We start from the raw sequence: 18,232 nt of genomic DNA, 5'->3' as shown, positions 1-18,232 counted from the left end.
CACTATGACCATTCCGGCAGCGCCCGCCCCGCGGACCCAGGTGACCCGCAAGGATGTGGCCCGGTACGCCGGGGTGAGCACCGCCGTCGTCAGCTATGTGGTGAACGGCGGGCCGAAGAAGGTGGCGCCCGCCACCGAAGCGAAGGTCCAGGAAGCCATCCGGCAGCTGGGCTACCGCCCCAACGCGGCTGCGCGGGCCCTGAAGCTGGGGTCCAGCGAAACGATCGGTTTGGTCATTCCGGACAACAGCAACCCGTTCTTCTCAATGCTGGCCCATGCCGTGGAGGACGCGGCGGGCGCACTCGGGTACGCCCTGGTACTGACGAACTCGGACGGCAACCTGGCCAAGGAGCGCCGGAATATCCGGAACCTGGCCGCCCGGCAGGTGGACGGCGTGGTGCTGGCCAGCGTCCTGTTCGAACCGGAGCTGGATGACCTGGAGGCAGCGGAGATCCCGTCCGTGCTCCTGAGCCACAGCGGCAGCTCAGCCGGGGTCACCACGGTGGGTGTGGACCTGGCGAAAGGTGCGCGCACCGCCGTCGAGCATTTGATCGGTCATGGCCACACCAACATCGGCCTGGCCATGGGTACCACCACCGGCAACGAAGCGGACGCCCGCGAAGAGGGCTGGGTGCAGGCGCTCAGGGACGCCGGGTTGCCGGAAGGCCCTATTGCCCGCAGCGCCTTCACCCGGGTTGGCGGCTACGCCGCAGGGAAGCGGTTCCTGGCGTCCGGGCACCGGCCCACTGCCATCTTCGCCAGCTCCGACATGCAGGCCATCGGCATCCTCCGCGCGCTCCACGAGGCCGGCTTGTCCGTCCCGGAAGACATAGCGCTGGTCTCGTTCGACGGTTCGGAGGACGCGGAATACTCCTGGCCGACGCTGACCACCGTGGAGCAGCCCGTGCGGGACATGGCGGAAGCAGCCGTCCGGGCGCTCGTCGGGGCGGACCGCGGCGAGCCCGCTCAGCACCGCGTCTTCCCGACGAAACTCCTGGTCAGGCAGTCCTGCGGGTGCCCGTGATGCCGCGCCATGTAGTAAACCGTCCGGAGTTTTAGACGAGCCGCAGCCGGCCCACCCGGTCGCGGAGGATCCGCTGGGCGTCCGGGGACAGGCCGGAATCGCAGATCACTTCGTCGGCTTCTTCAAGTTTGGCGATGGTGCTGATTCCCTGGGTGCCCCACTTGGTATGGTCCGCCAGGACCACCACCTTGCGGGAGGCGGCGATGAACGCCCGGTTGGTTTCGGCCTCCAGGAGGTTGGGCGTGGTGTAGCCGGCGTCCGCATCCATGCCGTGCACGCCCAGGAACAGCAGGTCCAGGTGCAGTTGGCGGAGCGCCGCGGTCGCGATGGGGCCCACCAGGGCGTCCGACGGCGTGCGCTCCCCGCCGATGAGGATCACCGTTGAGGCGTGGCGCCCGGACCCCGATGCCGAGGCATGATGGAAGAGGTCGGCGATCTTCACTGAGTTGGTCACCGCGGTGATCCGGGGGCCGTTCGCGAGTTCCTTGGCCAGCGCCCAGGTGGTGGTGCCCGCGCTCAGGGCAACCGCCATGCCCTCGTGGACCAGAGTGGCGGCCTCCAATGCTATGGCGCGTTTCTGCGCGGTCAGCTGGGTGGACTTCTGTTCGAATCCGGGCTCGTGTGTGCTGGCGTCCCCGGGCAGTTTGGCGCCGCCGTGGATCCGCTCCACCTGGCCGCTTTCCTCCAGCATCTCGATGTCGCGGCGCACCGTCATCAGGGACACTCCCAGCTGCTGCGCGAGGTCCGACACGCGGACCACCCGTTCGCGCCGGACGGCGTCCACTATGGACTGGTGACGGGCCGCGGGAAGCATCGGGATCCTTTCAGTGGATGAAACCTCGTACTGCCCATCATTGCCTATTCCTCGCAAAAGAGAACATGAAGGATCGAAAAATAACATTTGCCGGCCGGAGGCGGGACTTCCAGGGCATAACGCAGGGCCCGCCCGGTGTCCCGGGCGGGCCCTGCCTTGGCGGTGTTGTGCCTACTTCTTCAGTGACGCGGCGATCTGCTGCATGACGGTGTTGTCGGCGAGGGTGGTGGCGTCGCCGACGTCGCGTCCTTCGGCGACGTCCTTGAGGAGGCGGCGCATGATCTTGCCGGACCGGGTCTTGGGCAGTTCGGGCACCACGAGGATGGTCTTGGGTTTGGCGATCGGGCCGATTTCCTTGCCGACGTGGTTGCGGAGGTCCTGGACGATCTCGTCGCCGGAGTCCACGGCGTCGCCGCGCAGGATCACGAACGCGACGACGGCCTGGCCGGTGGTTTCGTCGGTGGCGCCGACGACGGCGGCCTCGGCCACGGCGGGGTGGCTGACCAGGGCGGATTCGATTTCGGTGGTGGAGAGCCGGTGTCCGGAGACGTTCATGACGTCATCCACCCGCCCGAGGAGCCAGATGTCGCCGTCCTCGTCCTTCTTGGCGCCGTCGCCGGCGAAGTACATGGTTTCGAAGCGGGACCAGTAGGTGTCCTTGAACCGTTCCGGGTCGCCCCAGATCCCGCGGAGCATGGCCGGCCACGGTTCGCGGATCACCAGGAAGCCGCCGTGCCCGTCAGGGACCGAAGCGCCGTTCTCGTCCACGACGTCCACGGCGATCCCGGGCAGCGGCACCTGGGCGGAGCCGGGCTTGGTGGCGGTCACGCCGGGCAGCGGGGCGATCATCTGCGCACCGGTCTCGGTCTGCCACCAGGTGTCCACGATCGGGGCCTTGTTCCCGCCGATGACGTCGCGGTACCACATCCAGGCCTCGGGGTTGATTGGTTCGCCCACCGAGCCCAAGACCCGGATGGAGGAGAGGTCGTACTTGTCCGGGATGTCCCGGCCCCACTTCATGAACGTGCGGATCGCGGTGGGGGCGGTGTAGAGGATGGAAACCTTGTACTTTTCCACGATCTCCCACCAGCGGCCCTGGTGCGGGGAGTCCGGGGTGCCCTCGTACATGACCTGGGTGGCGCCGTTGATGAGCGGGGCGTAGGCGACGTATGAGTGCCCGGTGACCCATCCGACGTCGGCCGTGCACCAGTACACGTCCGTTTCCGGGTGCAGGTCGAAGACCGCCTTGTGGGTGTAGGCGGTCTGGGTGAGGTAGCCGCCGGTGGTGTGCAGGATGCCCTTGGGCTTTCCGGTGGTGCCGGAGGTGTAGAGGATGAACAGTGGGTGCTCGGAGTCATGCCCGACGGCGGTGTGCTCGGCTGACGCAGCCCCGACGGTGTCCTCCCACCAGTGGTCGCGGCCCTCGTGCCAGTCGATGTCCTGGCCGTTGCGCTTGACCACCACGACGTTCTGCACGGTGTGGCCGTCCTGTTCGAGGGCGGCATCCACGGCGGGTTTCAGGGCGCTGGGCTTGCCGCGCCGGTAGGTGCCGTCCGCGGTGACCACGAGCTTGGCTTCGGCGTCCTCGATCCGGGAACGCAGCGCGTCCGCTGAGAACCCGCCGAACACCACCGAATGCACGGCCCCGATCCGGGCGCAGGCCAGCAGCGTGATCACGGCCTCGGGGATCATCGGCAGGTACACGGCCACCCGGTCACCCTTGGCCACGCCGAGGGACTCGAACGCGTTCGCGGCCCTCTTCACCTCGTCGGTGAGCTCGGCGTAGGTATAGGAGCGGGAATCTCCCGGCTCACCCTCGAAGTAGATCGCCACCCGGTCGCCCAGGCCGTTCTCCACGTGCCGGTCCAGGGCGTTGTACGCGGCGTTGACCTCGCCGCCGACGAACCACTTGGCGAACGGCGGGTTGGACCAGTCCAGGGCCTCGGTGAAGTCCCTGTTCCAGGTCAGCAGTTCGCGGGCCTGCTTGGCCCAGAACGCCGGCCGGTCAGCTGCCGCCTCGGCATAGACCTCGGCGCCCACCACGGCGTTGGCGGCGAAGTCCTCGGAAGGGGCAAACTTGCGGTTCTCATGCAGCAGGTTTTCAAGAGCATCGCCCTGCTGGCTGGGGGTGGCAGCGGTGGCCGTCGAGCCGGGGGTGTCCTGGGACATGGTGAACCTCATCATTCATCGATCTTTGCTGCGCGGTGCGCCGGTCCCGGCCGTTGCCCGGCGCACGGCGTCGGGCAACGGCCCGTCGCGGACAAACCGCAAAGAGCTGTTCCGAAACCAGACTAGCGCCTCAGGCTTCGGCGCGTGGGCCGCGTCACACGACTGGCCGTGAGCGGTGCCCATTTAGCGGTGAACGGTTCTTTGGGAGAGCTGTGCGGCTTCTGTGAGCACCGCGCTCCGCGGCCAGTCAGCTAGTGAAGCACCCTGCACTTGGCTAGGCTGAGATGGACTCGTGACAGTGGCCGGAGGCAGCCAGACCGCTTATGGTCATGCTCCGGCCGTAGGGCGGAATCACGCAGCGGACGCCAGTCCGGGCGCCGCCACGCTAAGGAGAACAGAATGAATCAGCAAAGCCAGGGCCAGCCGGGCCAGCAGGGCACGGCCCAGCAGGGCGCCGGCCAGGCACCGCACGGCACAGGACCGTCAGGGCGGCCGGAAGCGCACAGTGCTGCGCCGACTTTCATGAAGCAGCAAGGCGTGCGGAATGAGGCCGTTGCCGGACCTTTCACCGTCCGTGACCTGACTGTTTTCGCAGCCACCCTGGTTCTCTTTGTCGCGTCCCTGATTCCAATGTTCGCTGTGCGCTACAACCTGTGGAACCTCGGAAGCCTCTTCTTTCTGGGGCTCGGTGTGGTGCTGCCGCTCATCGTTGCCGCACTGTTTGCCGCCCGCCGGCTCGCCCCTGACACGAAGGTTCGGATCGGATCCCTTTCCGTGGACCAGTTCGGTTCGGTGGTTGCCTCGTTTGCGGTCGGCTTCTTCTTCCTCTCTGTTGCCGGAGCGTACACGCCCAGCCTGCTCGTGGCGCTGATCGGCTCCCTTGTCCTGCTGGCGGCCACGGTGCTGGCCCGTTACATCCCGTTCTTCGCCGGGGACTTCCTGGACCGCGCCGAGGTGCCGGCCCACATCATGGCGCGCGACTCGGCAGTTCCCGTGCGCAAACCCAAGGCACCCAAGGAGCCGAAGCCTGCCGCCGCCGCGACGGGTGCTGCCGCCGTGCCGGGTGCTGCTTCGGCGGGTGTTTCCGCTTCCCATGGTGCCGCCTCCCACACTTCCCCTTCCCATGGTGCGACGGCGGTTGGCCAGCCGGGGCGCGGTGGAACCCCGACCGTAACCGCAGGTGCCGGTGGTGTTGCTGGCGCCGGTGCTGCAGGTGCCGCTGGCGCCGGTGCAGCGCCGGCGACCGGAGGATGGCCTGCCGCCAACGCGGCCAGCAGCGCCGCCGCCTCGCCGGAAATGGGACAGGCCGCCGTCGTGCCGTCCCCGCAGACCGGTGGTGCCGCTGCGCAGACGGGCGCGCGGCCGTCCGCCAAGGCCGCCGGCGCCGGCGCGCAGCCGGCCACCTCGGCGGCCAAGCAGACCCCGGTGGACGAAGCCACAGCCCCGGCGGCCGGCGCTGGAGCAGCCGGTGCAAAGGCTCCGGCAGCTGAAGCCCCCGCCGTAGGAGTTCCCGCAGCTGAAGCTCCCGCCGTCGGAGCGGCAGGGGAGGCGCCCGCTGCGGAAGCCCCCGTAGCCGAAGGCAAGTCCAACGCTGCTGCACGTCAAGCCGCGGAAGAGGCAGCCCGTGCGGCCTCGGCCACGCCTGCTACCGCGGTTCACCCGAGGGTGGACATGCCCGAGCAGACGAGGTCGCAGGAACCGATCGGTGCCACCGTTGACCCGGCGAGCCGGCCGGAGGAGTCGGAGCAGGAGCCGGTCCACGAGGCCTTCTGGTTTGCCGTGGCACAGCACCGCACTGCCGTTGACGAGCGCACGGGCGCGCCGCTGTTCGGGATCGAGCCCGGCGGCTGGGTCCTGGCGCTCGAGGACCGCGGCGATGAGTTCCTGGTCCAGCACACGGACGGCCGGGTGGGCGTCCTGCGCGACCTCAGCAACATCGAGCGCGGCTAGCCGGCCACCGTGGCCGATTCCGCTTCCCGCCGGCGCGGCACCCCGGTCGGCGCCCCTGTTGCCCCTGCCCCGGCAGAGGTATCCGCGGAGGTTCCCGCCGCTGCCGCCCCCGCCGAAACTGGGCCGGCGGCTAGCCCGCCGGCCCGCTCCGGCGAGTCAGCCCTGGCGCTGAAGCGCCGGGCGCGCAGGATCAACCGTGCCCTCGCCGAGCAGTACCCGTACGCCCACGCCGAGCTCGACTTCCGGAATCCCTTTGAGCTCCTCGTGGCCACGGTGCTCTCCGCGCAGACCACGGATGTGACAGTCAACCTGATCACTCCGCTCCTTTTCTCCCGCTACCCGGACGCCCGGGCCATGGCGGAAGCCGACACGGCGGAGCTTGAAGCCATCATCAAGCCGACGGGGTTTTTCCGCGCCAAGACGCGGAACCTCCTCGCGCTGGCGAACCGGGTGGTGGACGAGTTCGACGGCGTTGTGCCGGGCCGGCTGGAAGACCTGGTGACGCTTCCCGGCGTCGGGCGGAAAACCGCGAACGTGGTGCTGGGCAACGCGTTCGGCATCCCCGGCATTACGGTGGACACCCACTTCGGGCGGCTGGCGCGGCGGTTCGGCTGGACGGAGTCGGACGACCCCGTCCGGATCGAGTCCGACGTGGCGGAGCTGTTTGAGCCCAGGGACTGGACCATGCTGTCCCACCGGGTGGTCTTTCACGGCAGGCGGGTGTGCCATTCCCGCAAGCCGGCCTGCGGGGCCTGCGCCGTGGCCAACTGGTGCCCCAGCTTCGGCTCGGGCGAGACGAACCCCGCCAAGGCCGCGAAACTGCTGAAGTACGAGCTGGCGCCCGGAAACGAGGAGCTCCTGGCGAAGCTGCTGGCCGAGACGCACCGCGCCGCCGAGATCCGGATGGAATCGCAGCGGAGGACTCAATGACAGCGCGCCAGGACCTGGTGGACCTCGTCGATTCAATCAGGGCGGGAACCGGTCCTGCCCGGAATCCTTACTGGCGCAAGCTCACTGTTGACGAGTCCGTGGCCCGCAAAGCGGCCGTTCTGATCCTCTTCGGAGCCCTGGACGATGTGCCTGCAGCCTCCGGCAAACCGCTCGTTGCTGCCGACCTGGACGTCCTGCTCCTGGAACGGGCCCACACCCTCGATGACCATCCCGGCCAGGTGGCTTTTCCCGGCGGAGGTATCCACGCGGGTGAGACTCCGGTGGAGGCCGCGCTGCGGGAAGCCGAGGAGGAGACCGGCCTGGACCCTTCCGGCGTCGAAGTGCTGGGTGCACTGCCGGAACTGGCCCTTCCGCGCGGAAACTTCCTGGTGACCCCTGTCCTGGCCTGGTGGGCGTCGCCGTCGCCCGTCCGGGTGGTGGACTACGGCGAGTCCGCCCAGGTCTTCCGGGTCCCGGTCCGTGACCTGCTGGACCCCGAGAACCGCACCATGGCGGCCGTGACCCGCATGAACCAGACGTTCCAGAGCCCGGCGTTCACCGTGAACAGCCTGGTGGTCTGGGGCTTTACGGGAATGATCCTGAACGAACTGTTCGACCAGCTGGCCTGGGCCGTCCCTTGGGACAGGACCAGGCTTCACCCGCTGGACCTCTGACGAGGCGGAACTGCCGGCTGTCCCGCCAGTGTCAGTGCTGCGATTTCCGCAGATCCACCACCAGGCCGGTGGCGGCGTTTTCGCGCAGTGCGTTGATGCCCGCCACTACTCCCGAAACACTCTTGAATCGCGGCGACTCTGCCACGATGTTTCCGTCCCCATCCATGAGCCGGAACTTGTAGGACTGATCGCTGTCCTGGTGAACTTCAAACTTGCCCGCCATTGGCGTGGAAACCCCCTGCTGATGCTTCGTCGCACGTGCCGGGCCAACTTGTTGCCACTGCCCGGCCACCATCGAGCTTAGTGGCCCACGCCACATGATGCGAGCTACCCGCCGGTACATTACTCGGTACAACCGCTTATTCCGGAAGTGGCGAATGTGACTTTTATTTGCCGTGGACAGGGGCTATTGTCCGGCCCCCACGGGGCGGCAGGTGAGCCAGGAAGTGCCGTCGTGGGGCACTTTGGAGGTGCCGACGTCGTGAATTACGACGGCGGCCGGCGCGGCGCGCGTCAAAGTGCCCCGTTTCGGTTTGGCCGGCTCTGGAGGCCGGATTACTTTGCGTTGTCGTAGGAGTCGACGACGGCGACGCTCACCGGGAACTCGACCGGAATGGGGCCGAAGAGCAGCTCCTTGGCGGCGTTGGCCGCTTCCTCGATGGCGCGGACGCAGGCATCCACAGCGGCGTCCGGGGCGTGGACCATGACCTCGTCGTGCAGGAAAAACACGAGTTCCCCTGTTGCTGAACCGTCGGCACGCATGGTGCGCAGCCGCCGTCGTAGTTCCGCAAGCCAGCAGGCCGCCCAGTCCGCAGCCGAACCCTGGACCACGAAGTTCCGCGTGAAACGTCCGCGCGAACGCGCGATGGCGTCGGCGCGGCGCTGCTCCTCCGCCGAAGTGGACCGCTGGCTGAGGAACCACCGTTCCGACGGCGGCGGGCTGCTGCGTCCCAGGCGCGAGGTGACGGTCCGGCCCGCTTCGCCGTCGCGGGCGGCGCGTTCGACGAAGCCCACCGCACGCGGGTAGGTCTTGGCCAGCTGCGGCATCAGGCGGCCCGCTTCGCCGGAGGTGGCGCCGTACATGGCTCCCAGCAGCGCCATTTTTGCCTTGCTCCGATCACCGCCGAACCCCTTGGCCGCGATCCCCGCGTAGAGATCCTGGTCCCGGGCGGCCTCAGCCATGGTCGAGTCCTGCGCGAGGGCGGCGAGGACACGGGGTTCCAGCTGGGACGCGTCCGCCACGATGAGCTTGTGCCCCGGGTCTGCATGCACGGCGCCGCGGACCTGGCGGGGGATCTGCAGCGCCCCGCCGCCGCGTGACGCCCAGCGGCCCGACACCACTCCGCCTACTACATATTCAGGCCGGAACCTTCCGTTCCGCACCCAGGCGTCCAGCCACGCCCAACCGTTGGCGGTGTGGAGCCGCGACAGTTTCTTGTAGGCCAGCAGCGGCGCGATCGCCGGATGGCTGGACCCCTTCAGTTCCCATTGCCGCGTGGACTTCACCTCGATGCCGTTGCGGTGCAGGGCGCGCATCAGCTCCTGTGGCGAGTCCGGGTTCAGCGCCGGTGCGTTCAGCAGGCCCCGGAGTTCGGTGTTGAGGGCCTCGAGCTTGGCCGGGCGGTGCCCCACCGGAGGCCGCGGGCCCAGGTGCTCCGCCAGGATGTGCTCGTGCAGCTCCTCGCGCCACGGCACGCCGGCATGCTGCATCTCGGCAGCGACCAAGGCGCTGGCGGATTCGGCGGCGAGGAGGAGCTGAAGACGCTGCCGGCGGTTACCGTCCCCAGCGGTGGCTGCTCCCGCCGCTGCGAGGGCCTCCTGCTGGGCGGCGTATTCGGCACGCAACTCGGCCAAGGCCTGGCGCGGTTCGGTGGCCGCGCCCGGGTCATCGAAGAGCGCCCCCTGGTCCGCGGGAGGAGGAGGCGGCTGGAGCAGCCGAGGCGGCTGCAGGTCATCGTCCTGGGTAAGCTTCTCGGCGTTCCGGGAGTACAGGGTGTGGGCCGTGAACTCGGAATGGGCCAGGATGGCGCCGCACAAGGAGAGGTCGTAGCAACGCTCCACGTCGACGCCCGCCGCCAGCAGTGACGGGTACCAGTCCTGGGTGCGGTGCCAGATCCAGCGCGGGCGCCGCTTCTCGAGTTCACGGACGACGGCGGCGAGCCCGGTTCCGCCGCCGGGTGCGGTTTGGGGTGCGGCCTGGTGGGCTCCCACGTCCGCTCGCTGCGGGGCAACGCTGACAATCCGGGGTTCCGGGTTGTCAGGGTGGGGGAGGCCTGCCGCCGTGAGTTCCTGTACGGCTGCGCCGTCAGGGTGGGCGGCGAGCAACAGGTACATATGTCCAATTCTGCCCTGCCGCCGCGCTGTTCGGCGCCGCGTCTGGCGCCTTGGATGCCAGTGGCCGGCCTGTGCCCACCTGCGGGGCCTTGTCGCTCTTGTCCTCCACAGCCAGTCAGGCGTTCCTTTTCAGCAGCCGGCCGGCCGGTTTTCCACATACGGCCATCCGGCTCTGCCGGGCGGCTGTTCCGTTGGGCACAGTTGCTGCATGAGCAGGCACCACGCCCGGAACGGGCGACTCCCATCAGACCCAGACAGCGCACAGCCTGATGCTGCCGTGCCCAATGCTGCTGTGCCTGGTGCTGCTGTGCCGGATGCACGGCGCAGGCCGGCTCCGGTGGGGCTCTCGCCCGGTTCTGAAACCGGAACCTGGCTCCCCGGCGACGGCGGCGACGTCCTGCTCGTCACGGGCTTTGAATTCCTGCGGGGAGAAGTGGAACGGATTGTCGCTGCCGCGGGCGGACGGCTCCGGGTGGTGGACGATGTGGCGGAGGCTGCGCCATTCTGGGATTCCGCGGCCGACGTCCTGGTGGGCAGCGACGTCCGTGAACTGCCGCCCCGGCGCCGTGCCCCGGCCGTGCTCGTCGGTCTCAGCGGCGAAGGGGACACGCTCTGGCACCTGGGCGCTGCCCTGGGTGCACAACGCGTCGCCGTTCTTCCGGACGCCGCCGCCTGGTTGGCGGAGTATCTCAGCCGGTCCCGTTCACCCGAGGCCGGAGGCCTGGTGCTCGGTGTCACCGGCGGCTGCGGTGGGGCGGGTGCCACCACCGCGGCGGCGTGGCTCGCGCAGGCAGCAGCCGAACTCGGTGCGCGGGTCCTGCTCGTCGACGCCGATCCCTGGGGCGGTGGCCTCGAACTGGCCCTGGCCGCGGAGGAATCCCCGGGTCTCCGCTGGCCGGATCTGGCCGATGCCAGTGGCAGCATTGACCCCCAGCAGCTCTCGGACGCGTTGCCTGTCGCCGGCGGGTTCTCGTTTCTGTCGTGGCCCGGAAGCAGGGAACGGCCGCCCCTGGTGGACCCGGTCACCGTGGGAGGCGTCCTCGACGCCGCACGCAGGGGCTATGAAGTGGTGATTGTCGATATCGGCCGCAACGCCGAGCCGCTGCGCACGTTCGCATGGGATTGTGACCGCCTCCTGGTGGTCGTCCCCGCCCAGCTGAAGGCTGCAGTCGCCGCCGCGCGGCTGCTGCAGGAGCTTCCGCCTGTCGAATCCGCCCTGGTTATCAGGGGAAAGGCCGGGGTTGCGCTGGACGCCGCGCTGGTCGCCGAGTCCGTGGGGCTGCCCCTGCACGGCGTGATGCCCGAGGTGCGGGGCACAGCCTCGGCCACCGAGCTGGGCCGCCTGCTCGACCAAGGCAGGCGAAAGAGCGTGCGGCGCTTCGCCTCCTCAGTGCTTGGCCTCCTCGCCGGCGAGACCGGAGACCTCCGGTGAGTGCTCATCTGGGAGTGCCCGCGGCCGGTGCGGATGCTGGCCTCAGTGGCGGACCCGGGTTTCCCGGGGCACCTGCCTCCCGCGCCGCGCTCGCCGAGACTGCCGGGCGGCGGCGCGCGGCACGGGTCCTGGACGCGGGGCTTCTCGAGACCGTCCGCGAGTCGGTCATGGCCGACGCCGGGCCGGTTACCCCGTCCCGGGTGGCGGCTGCGGTGCAGGCTACCGGGAAGCTGCTGGGCACAGCAGGAACCCTCGCCGCCGCTGAGCGCATCAGCGCTGAGCTCAACGGCCTTGGGCCGCTGCAGCACCTGGTCCGGGACCCGCTGGTCACGGACATCTTCGTGAACGCCCCGGACTCCGTCTGGCTGGACAGGGGCCGCGGCATCGAACGGACATCGGTGACCTTCGCAGGGGAGGCGCAGCTCAGGGCCCTTGCCGCCAGGCTGGTGGCATCAGGCGGCAGGCGGCTGGATGACGGATCGCCGTGTGTGGATGTGCGGCTCGAGGGAGGGTACCGGGTCCATGCCGTTCTGCCGCCCATCTCGGCGGCCGGCACGCTGCTCAGTGTCAGGATCCGGCGGGAACAGGTTTTCACCCTGGACGAGCTCCGGGACGGGGGCATGTTTGGGCCACTTGTTCAATGCGTTCTGGAGCGCATGGTGGAGCAGAGGCTGAGTTTCCTGGTCAGCGGGGCCACCGGGTCCGGAAAGACCACCCTCTTGTCCACCCTGCTGGGGCTCTGCCACCCGGGAGAGAGGCTGGTCCTGATCGAGGACGCCTCCGAGCTGAATCCCGTGCACCCGCATGTGGTCTCGCTGGAATCACGACACGGGAATCTCGAAGGGGGCGGGGCAGTGGACCTCGGTGAACTCGTCCGCCAGGCCCTGAGGATGCGGCCGGACCGGCTGATTGTGGGGGAATGCCGGGGCACAGAGGTGCGCGAACTCCTGACGGCCATGAATACGGGCCACACTGGAGGCGGCGGGACCATCCACGCCAACGCCGCAGGCTCGGTTCCAGCCCGGCTTACCGCTCTGGGGGCCCTGGCCGGGCTTGGCCAGGATGCGGTCCGCCTGCAGGTTGCCAGCGCCCTTGACGTGGTGGTGCACGTGGCCCGGTCGAGGCACGGACGCTATGTCGCGTGCATCGGCATTCTTACCGAGCGGCACGGTGGCCTCGACGTCGTCGTGGCTCTTGACGTTTCAGCCGGCCGGCCGGTTCCCGGGCCGGCGTGGGAGATCCTTGCCCAGCGACTGGCCCTCGATCCGGGCCTGGCAACGGAGGCAGGCACTGTCCCCGGGGCCGGCGACGGACGCGGCTCCATCCCTGCCCGCGATTCCGGCCCCGGTCCGGGGAACCTGCGTGAAAAGCGCGGAGCCCGCAGGGCAGCAGCATGACCGCGGCCCTTGTTGGTGCACTGGCGCTCGCCGCGTGGCTGATCCTCAGCCCTGCGGGTGGGCCGGTTCGGCGCGCACGCGTCGCCTTCGGCCTCAGCGGTTTCGCCGGTGGACGTGTCCGCCGTAACGGACGGCGTGCCACGATGGACCGAGTCGAGTTTGGTCTCACCCGTGGCCGCCGCCGGGAGGCGTTCGTGTCCCTGACGGTGGTGGTTCAGCAATTGGCTGCCCTGTTGAAGGGTGGCCGGTCCCCTTCGCGGCTGTGGGAGGAACTGTGGCAGCTCTACGTGGAGCAGGGCTCTGCGGATGACAGCCCCTGCCGGCCACGGCTCAGCCCCGGATCGTCGGCTGTCTTGTCAGCCGCCCGGGGAGCGGCCCTGCGGGGAGCGCCGGTAGCCGAGGCAATACGGTCGGCCTGTTCACCCTCGCGTCCGGGAGCGGGCGGCCGTGAGCCGCGGATCTGGGCTGAGCTGGCAGCCTGCTTCGAGATAGCGGCCGCCAGCGGCTGTCCGCTGGCCGACGTCCTGACCCGCTTTGCCGCCCAGCTCGAGGTTGAAGACGACGCCGAAGCCGCCCGCCAGACGGCGCTCGCCGGACCGAAGGCAACGGTCGCGCTACTCACCTGGCTGCCCCTGCTGGGGCTGGGACTGGGTGTCTGCCTCGGCGTGGACCCGCTGGCCGTGCTGCTGGGCACGCCGTTCGGTGTGGCTGCGCTGGTCGCAGGCATCGGACTGACCGTTGCCGGCCGCATATGGTCCGCGAGGCTCGTGCGGGCAGCCGCCGGCGCGGCCGCGCCATGAACACGCGTCAGCCGGACTGCCTCGGTTTGAGCGGATCGGGCCGATGAACGGGTCAGTGCTGGCCGCTTCCCTCATCTTCCTGGCGCTCGCGGCCGCTGCAGGCCTCGCCTTTAGCGGATCCGCCCCTGCGAGATCCGGTCTCCTTCGCCGGAGCGGCCTGGCGGCGGGTAGCGGCAAGGCGGACAAGGACGAACACTCTCAGAGGCGCGCCGAGCAGTCACCGGGATTGCGCGATACCGCCATGATGCTTGAGCTGATTGCCGCCATGCTCCACGCGGGTGCCGGTATCGGACGAGCACTGGAACTGGTGGCCGCTGCGGCCTCACCCGAGTACCGCCGCGCCCTTCGGCCTGTCGTGGGAGCCATGGCCATTGGCGCCGACTGGGAGACGGCCTGGCGGAGTTCAGACCTGCCCTCGCCGGAGATACTCGCCCTCAGGGACGCCTTGGGCTTCGCCGCGCTGACCGGTGCACCGTCGTCATCCATCCTTTATGCCCAGGCCGCCAGAATGAGGCGGGAGCGTTTCCGTGCCGCGGAGAAGCGTGCGGCCTCCTTGGGAGTCAAGCTGGTGGTTCCGCTGGGGCTGTGTTCACTTCCGGCCTTCATCTGCCTGGGAGTCGTTCCTGTGCTGCTTGCCCTGGTTCCGTCGAGCAGCTGAGTTCCCTCCGGCGGATACCCGTCGGGCCGCCGAGTTCCGTCGAGCAGCTGAGTTCCCTCGGGGAGCCGGGGGCTGGTGTTTCGCGCCGCCCAAAACTGATCCCCGCCGCAGGGCTTTTCGTGCTGCCATGCAAGTGCCGATGTCGCTTCATTCACCCTGAGGTGCGGCGCATGCCCGCACGGGCGCCGCGGATGTTCCGGCACTTTCCCTCCACATGCGGCCGGTCCGGCTGCTTTTCCACTTAGGGAAGTTCAGGCCTTACCGGTCCGGGCGGCGGACGGGAGAGTCGAATGCACCGGCAACTCGCCGGAACTCCAGAAAGGAAAATTCATGTCCCTCAACCATCACACCCCGGGTGAAGCCGTCCAGCCCGTGCGCCAGGCATCCGAAGAAGCCGATGTGCTGGAGATCTACCCGGGCGCCAGCATGGCGCCACGGGTGAAGCCACGGCCACGCAGGCGGCTCACTGGCTCGGAAGCCGGCATGGCGACCGCCGAATATGCCATCGCCACGCTGGCCGCCGTGGGTTTCGCCGGGCTCCTGGTGTTCATCCTGCGAAGCGACGAAGTCCGTGGCTTCCTGCTCAACCTGATCCGTACGGCGCTGGCTCTGCCGTGAAACCCGCTCCGCGGACCCCTGCAGCGGCCGGACTTGAGTCCTGCCGGCAGCACAGGAACCCATCCGCAGATCAGGCCGGCAGCCGCGGGCAGGGGAAGGCCCGCGGTTCCGAGAACGGTCACGGGATCAGCCGCGGCGCGGTGACCGCGGAATTCGCGGTGGCCCTTCCGGCGGTCCTGCTGCTTCTGGCCATGCTGCTGGCGGGGTCTGCGGCGGGAATCACCCAACTGCGGTTGGAGGATGCTGCCCGGGCTGGCGCCAGGGCACTCGCGAGAGGTGAAGACCCCGCCGCCGTCAACGGCATCGTCCGGAAACTGGCAGGCCCTTCCGCCTCGTCGGCCGTTGTTCCCGGCGGCGAATGGATGAGCGTCACCGTGTCGGACAGGGCGTCGGGACCCCTGGGACGCATGGTGCCGTGGACGCTGACAGCCAGGGCAGAGGCACGCAGCGAAACGGCATCTTCGGCACCGCCACCGGGAAAGCTCCAGACGGCGCCGGCCGGGCAGCGGTACGGGATTCCTGCCGGGCGGCTCCTGTGAGCCTTCGGCGGAAACAGCCCCCCGGCCAGGGCAGAAATCCGGTCTCCGGAATCGAATCCGAACGCGGATCGGGCACTGTGCTGGCCGCGGGGCTCGGCATGGTGGTTGTCATGGTCATGTCCCTGCTCCTCCTGCTGGCGCAGGCATCGGCGGCGGCCTCCAAAGCCGCCGCCGCGGCGGACCTCGCGGCCTTGGCAGCGGCTGACGCGCTCCGTGGTGTTTCAGCGGGGGAGCCCTGCCTTGTGGCTGCCGCGGTGGCTGCCCGCCACAAAGCAACGCTTGTCAGCTGCACCGCCCGAGGTGACCAGTCCGTCGAGGTCAGTACCGAGCTGCCTGCCGGGCCACTCCTAGGCGTCGCCACCGGCCGGGCCAGGGCGGGACCGCCGCCCTGAACTTGGCAGCGCTCCTAAAGGCCCCTAGACCGCGTTCGGCGCCGGTACGCCCGCCTCGGAATCCTGTGCCGCCGCCGCGTCCCGCGCATCCTTCAGCAGGACATCGATCAGGATGACTGCCGCGTCCTTGTCCAACGGGTTGTTCTTGTTGCCGCATTTTGGCGACTGGACACAGGAGGGGCATCCGGATTCGCACTCGCAGGCCTCGATCGCGTCTCTCGTGGCCGAGAGCCACACCTTGGCCTTCTCGAAGCCCCGTTCGGCAAAACCGGCACCGCCGGGATGCCCGTCGTACACGAAAATCGTCGGCACACCGGTGTCGGCATGGATTGCGGTTGAAACCCCGCCGATGTCCCAGCGGTCGCTCGAGGCAACCAGCGGCAGCAGGCCGATGGCGGCGTGCTCGGCCGCGTGGAGGGCGCCGGGGAACTGGGCCTCGATGAGTCCGGCGCCTGTGAGTGAACGGTTCTCCATGACAAACCACACGGCCTTCGTAAACAGGTCCCGGGCTCCCAGATCGAGCGGCTCCTCGCCCAGGACTTCATTGGAAATTAGGGCCTTCCGCTGAAAGGAGACCACTTGAGTCGTGACCTTGACGTCGCCGAAGTGGACGGCAACATCGCCCCACTGCGCAGTCCGCTGCGTCTCGAGGACCTCGATCTGCGTGACGTCCCGGGCTGTCGTGTAATAGTCGGGGTTGGCGCGGCGTACCACCACGCAGTGATCGTCCTCGTTCAGGTCCTCCACCACGTAGCTGTCACCCTGATGGACGTAGACGGCTCCGGTATGGGCCTGGTAGTGCGTTTGCGGCGAATCCATGGTTCCCAGCAGCGAACCGGTGTCGGCATCGACAATGCTGACTGGCCCGCCGCCGTCAGCGCGCAGGTTTACCATGGCCGCCGCGCTCTGCGCGTGGGTCCAGAACCAGCCGGCCGGGCGCCGCCGCAGGTACCCCTGTGCCACCAGCTGCCCGAGGAGTTTCTCCGCTGTGGCTCCGAACAGCGGCAGCTCGGCCACGCCGAGCGGGAGCTCGGCGGCAGCGGCGCAGAGGTGCGGGCCCAGCACATAGGGGTTGGACGGATCAAAGACTGTGGCCTCGACGGACACGTCGAAGATGGCTTCCGGATGATTGACCAGGTACGTGTCCAGGGGATCATCGCTGGCCACGAAGGCAGCGATGGCGTCCTGTCCGGCGCGGCCGGCGCGGCCGATCTGCTGGAAGAGGGACGCCCGGGTGCCGGGCCAGCCAGCCACCAGCACGGCGTCCAGCCCGGAGATGTCGATCCCCAGTTCCAGGGCCGAGGTGCTGGAAATACCCAGCAGCTGGCCGGTCCGCAGGGCCCTTTCCAAGGCGCGGCGTTCCTCCGGGAGGTACCCGGAGCGGTAGGCGGCCACGCGTTGGGGCAGGCTGGGATCGACTTCGTCAAGGAGCCGTTTGGTGATGGAGGAGATGGTTTCGGCGCCACGTCTGGACTTGATGAACGCGATGGTCCGGACCCGTGACGAGACAAGGTTCGCGAGCAGGTCCGCGGTCTCGGCCACCGCCGTCCTGCGTTCCTTGGCGCCGTTCTCGCCGCGCACCTCGCTGAGCGCCGGTTCCCAGAATGCCACTGTCGTGGATCCGTGCGGCGAGGAGTCTTCCGAGACTCCCTGGACCGCGGCGCCTATGAGCCGGCCAAAGGACTTCTCCGGCTCGGAAGCGGTGGCGGACGCCGCGATGAAGACCGGTCCGGCAGCGTTTCCATCGGCCGCGTAGTAAGCGCAAATGCGCCGCAGCCGGCGCATCAGGTTGGCCACGTGGGAGCCGAAGACGCCGCGGTAGCTGTGCGCCTCGTCAACGATCACGTAGCGCAGGCGCCGGAAGAACCCGGCCCACCAGGCGTGGTTGGGCAGGATGCCGAAGTGCAGCATGTCTGGGTTGGCAAGAATGAAATTCGCGTGGTCGCGGATCCAGCGGCGGGAGGCCTGGTCGGTGTCGCCGTCGTAGGTTTCGGCCCGGACTGTCGGGAGGTTCAGGGACCTAATTGCCGCGAGCTGGTCTGCCGCCAGCGCCTTGGTGGGCGAGAGGTACAGCGTCACCGCGCCGTCGTCGTGGATTTTTCCGGGGTCCGACAGGACGCGGAGCTCGGACCGGTGAATCGCGTCGAGCGCCGGCAGCTGGTAGGCCAGGGATTTTCCGGACGCAGTGCCGGTGGCGATCACCACGTGCCCGCCGCCGTGGGCAATGTCTGCTGCCCGAATCTGATGCCGGTAGGGCTGGTGGATGCCGAGCTTGCCGTAGGCCGCGACCAGGTCCGGGTGGGCCCAGTCCGGCCATGGCTCGTGCACGGCGGCGCGCGCCGGAATGGTCCGCACATGCCGGAGCTGCTCCGGGTCCGGGCCACGGCCCAGCAACGGAATCAGCGAGTCATGGGGGTTCACCCCAACATTCTTTCATCCGGGCAAAAATCGCAGGCACAGAACAGCGAACAGGCACGGACCAGCGGACAGGCACAGAGCAA

General features: G+C 68.9%; 16 protein-coding genes. 11 read left to right on the top strand and 5 right to left on the bottom strand.

What is annotated here, in order from left to right; translation table 11 throughout:
• The first annotated feature begins 4 nt into the window (after nt 1-4).
• Entirely contained in the window at nt 5-1,024 is a 1,020-nt protein-coding gene (locus ARGLB_RS00985) for a LacI family DNA-binding transcriptional regulator (RefSeq protein ID WP_043417574.1), read from the top strand.
• Between the two features lie 31 nt (nt 1,025-1,055).
• Here ARGLB_RS00985 and ARGLB_RS00980 read toward each other — a convergent pair whose 3' ends face one another.
• Both ARGLB_RS00980 and acs read right to left on the bottom strand, forming a co-directional pair.
• Nucleotides 1,056-1,838 (bottom strand): DeoR/GlpR family DNA-binding transcription regulator, encoded by a 783-nt coding sequence (locus tag ARGLB_RS00980; RefSeq protein WP_003797844.1) that lies wholly within the window; start codon nt 1,836-1,838, stop codon nt 1,056-1,058.
• Between the two features lie 171 nt (nt 1,839-2,009).
• Nucleotides 2,010-4,007 carry an acetate--CoA ligase gene (gene acs, locus ARGLB_RS00975; RefSeq protein WP_003797842.1) on the bottom strand — a complete coding sequence of 666 codons (1,998 nt, stop codon included), beginning with the start codon at nt 4,005-4,007 and terminating at the stop codon, nt 2,010-2,012.
• 399 nt (nt 4,008-4,406) lie between these two features.
• On the opposite strand from acs, the gene ARGLB_RS00970 reads away from it, so the two are divergent.
• The 3 genes from ARGLB_RS00970 to ARGLB_RS00960 all read left to right on the top strand — a co-directional run bounded on the left by ARGLB_RS00970 (nt 4,407) and on the right by ARGLB_RS00960 (nt 7,561).
• Entirely contained in the window at nt 4,407-5,957 is a 1,551-nt protein-coding gene (locus ARGLB_RS00970) for a hypothetical protein (protein ID WP_003797838.1), read from the top strand.
• A 162-nt stretch (nt 5,958-6,119) separates the two neighbouring features.
• Nucleotides 6,120-6,887 carry an endonuclease III gene (gene nth, locus ARGLB_RS00965; RefSeq protein WP_043417617.1) on the top strand — a complete coding sequence of 256 codons (768 nt, stop codon included), beginning with the start codon at nt 6,120-6,122 and terminating at the stop codon, nt 6,885-6,887.
• Nucleotides 6,884-7,561, top strand: a complete 678-nt coding sequence (locus tag ARGLB_RS00960; protein ID WP_003797835.1) for an NUDIX hydrolase — start codon at nt 6,884-6,886, stop codon at nt 7,559-7,561. Before nth ends, ARGLB_RS00960 begins: the two co-directional genes overlap by 4 nt.
• A 31-nt stretch (nt 7,562-7,592) precedes the next feature.
• Here ARGLB_RS00960 and ARGLB_RS00955 read toward each other — a convergent pair whose 3' ends face one another.
• On the bottom strand, nt 7,593-7,784 hold the full coding sequence (locus ARGLB_RS00955) for a YegP family protein (RefSeq protein WP_043417572.1): 192 nt from the start codon (nt 7,782-7,784) through the stop codon (nt 7,593-7,595).
• Nucleotides 7,785-8,116: 332 nt separating this feature from the next.
• Complete coding sequence (locus ARGLB_RS00950) at nt 8,117-9,895, bottom strand: bifunctional 3'-5' exonuclease/DNA polymerase (protein WP_003797831.1); 1,779 nt, start codon at nt 9,893-9,895, stop codon at nt 8,117-8,119.
• Nucleotides 9,896-10,232: 337 nt separating this feature from the next.
• Here ARGLB_RS00950 and ssd point away from each other — a divergent pair, with 337 nt between their 5' ends.
• From ssd to ARGLB_RS00915, 7 genes are all read left to right on the top strand, one after another.
• Nucleotides 10,233-11,327, top strand: coding sequence for a septum site-determining protein Ssd (gene ssd / locus ARGLB_RS00945; RefSeq protein WP_003797829.1), 1,095 nt, complete (start codon nt 10,233-10,235; stop codon nt 11,325-11,327).
• Entirely contained in the window at nt 11,324-12,724 is a 1,401-nt protein-coding gene (locus tag ARGLB_RS00940) for a TadA family conjugal transfer-associated ATPase (RefSeq protein ID WP_003797826.1), read from the top strand. Before ssd ends, ARGLB_RS00940 begins: the two co-directional genes overlap by 4 nt.
• The gene (locus ARGLB_RS00935) at nt 12,721-13,524 is read left to right on the top strand and encodes a hypothetical protein (RefSeq protein ID WP_003797824.1); all 804 of its coding nucleotides are present in this window, start codon (nt 12,721-12,723) and stop codon (nt 13,522-13,524) included. The genes ARGLB_RS00940 and ARGLB_RS00935 overlap by 4 nt, the downstream gene beginning before the upstream one ends.
• 43 nt (nt 13,525-13,567) lie before the next feature.
• Nucleotides 13,568-14,182 carry a type II secretion system F family protein gene (locus ARGLB_RS00930; RefSeq protein WP_003797822.1) on the top strand — a complete coding sequence of 205 codons (615 nt, stop codon included), beginning with the start codon at nt 13,568-13,570 and terminating at the stop codon, nt 14,180-14,182.
• A gap of 330 nt (nt 14,183-14,512) precedes the next feature.
• Entirely contained in the window at nt 14,513-14,800 is a 288-nt protein-coding gene (locus ARGLB_RS00925) for a DUF4244 domain-containing protein (RefSeq protein ID WP_003797821.1), read from the top strand.
• 140 nt (nt 14,801-14,940) lie between these two features.
• Complete coding sequence (locus ARGLB_RS00920) at nt 14,941-15,339, top strand: TadE family type IV pilus minor pilin (RefSeq protein ID WP_306302309.1); 399 nt, start codon at nt 14,941-14,943, stop codon at nt 15,337-15,339.
• On the top strand, nt 15,336-15,731 hold the full coding sequence (locus ARGLB_RS00915) for an Rv3654c family TadE-like protein (protein WP_003797819.1): 396 nt from the start codon (nt 15,336-15,338) through the stop codon (nt 15,729-15,731). Before ARGLB_RS00920 ends, ARGLB_RS00915 begins: the two co-directional genes overlap by 4 nt.
• Before the next feature lie 24 nt (nt 15,732-15,755).
• On the opposite strand, the gene sftH is transcribed toward ARGLB_RS00915, so the two are convergent.
• Nucleotides 15,756-18,152, bottom strand: a complete 2,397-nt coding sequence (sftH, locus tag ARGLB_RS00910; protein ID WP_003797818.1) for a DNA 3'-5' helicase SftH — start codon at nt 18,150-18,152, stop codon at nt 15,756-15,758.
• Nucleotides 18,153-18,232: the final 80 nt, after the last annotated feature.

This window comes from Arthrobacter globiformis NBRC 12137 (assembly GCF_000238915.1).
In the GTDB taxonomy this organism is placed as follows: domain Bacteria; phylum Actinomycetota; class Actinomycetes; order Actinomycetales; family Micrococcaceae; genus Arthrobacter; species Arthrobacter globiformis.
The sequence above is the reverse complement of the archived record's forward strand: the minus strand, read 5'-3'. Positions and strand labels throughout refer to the sequence as shown.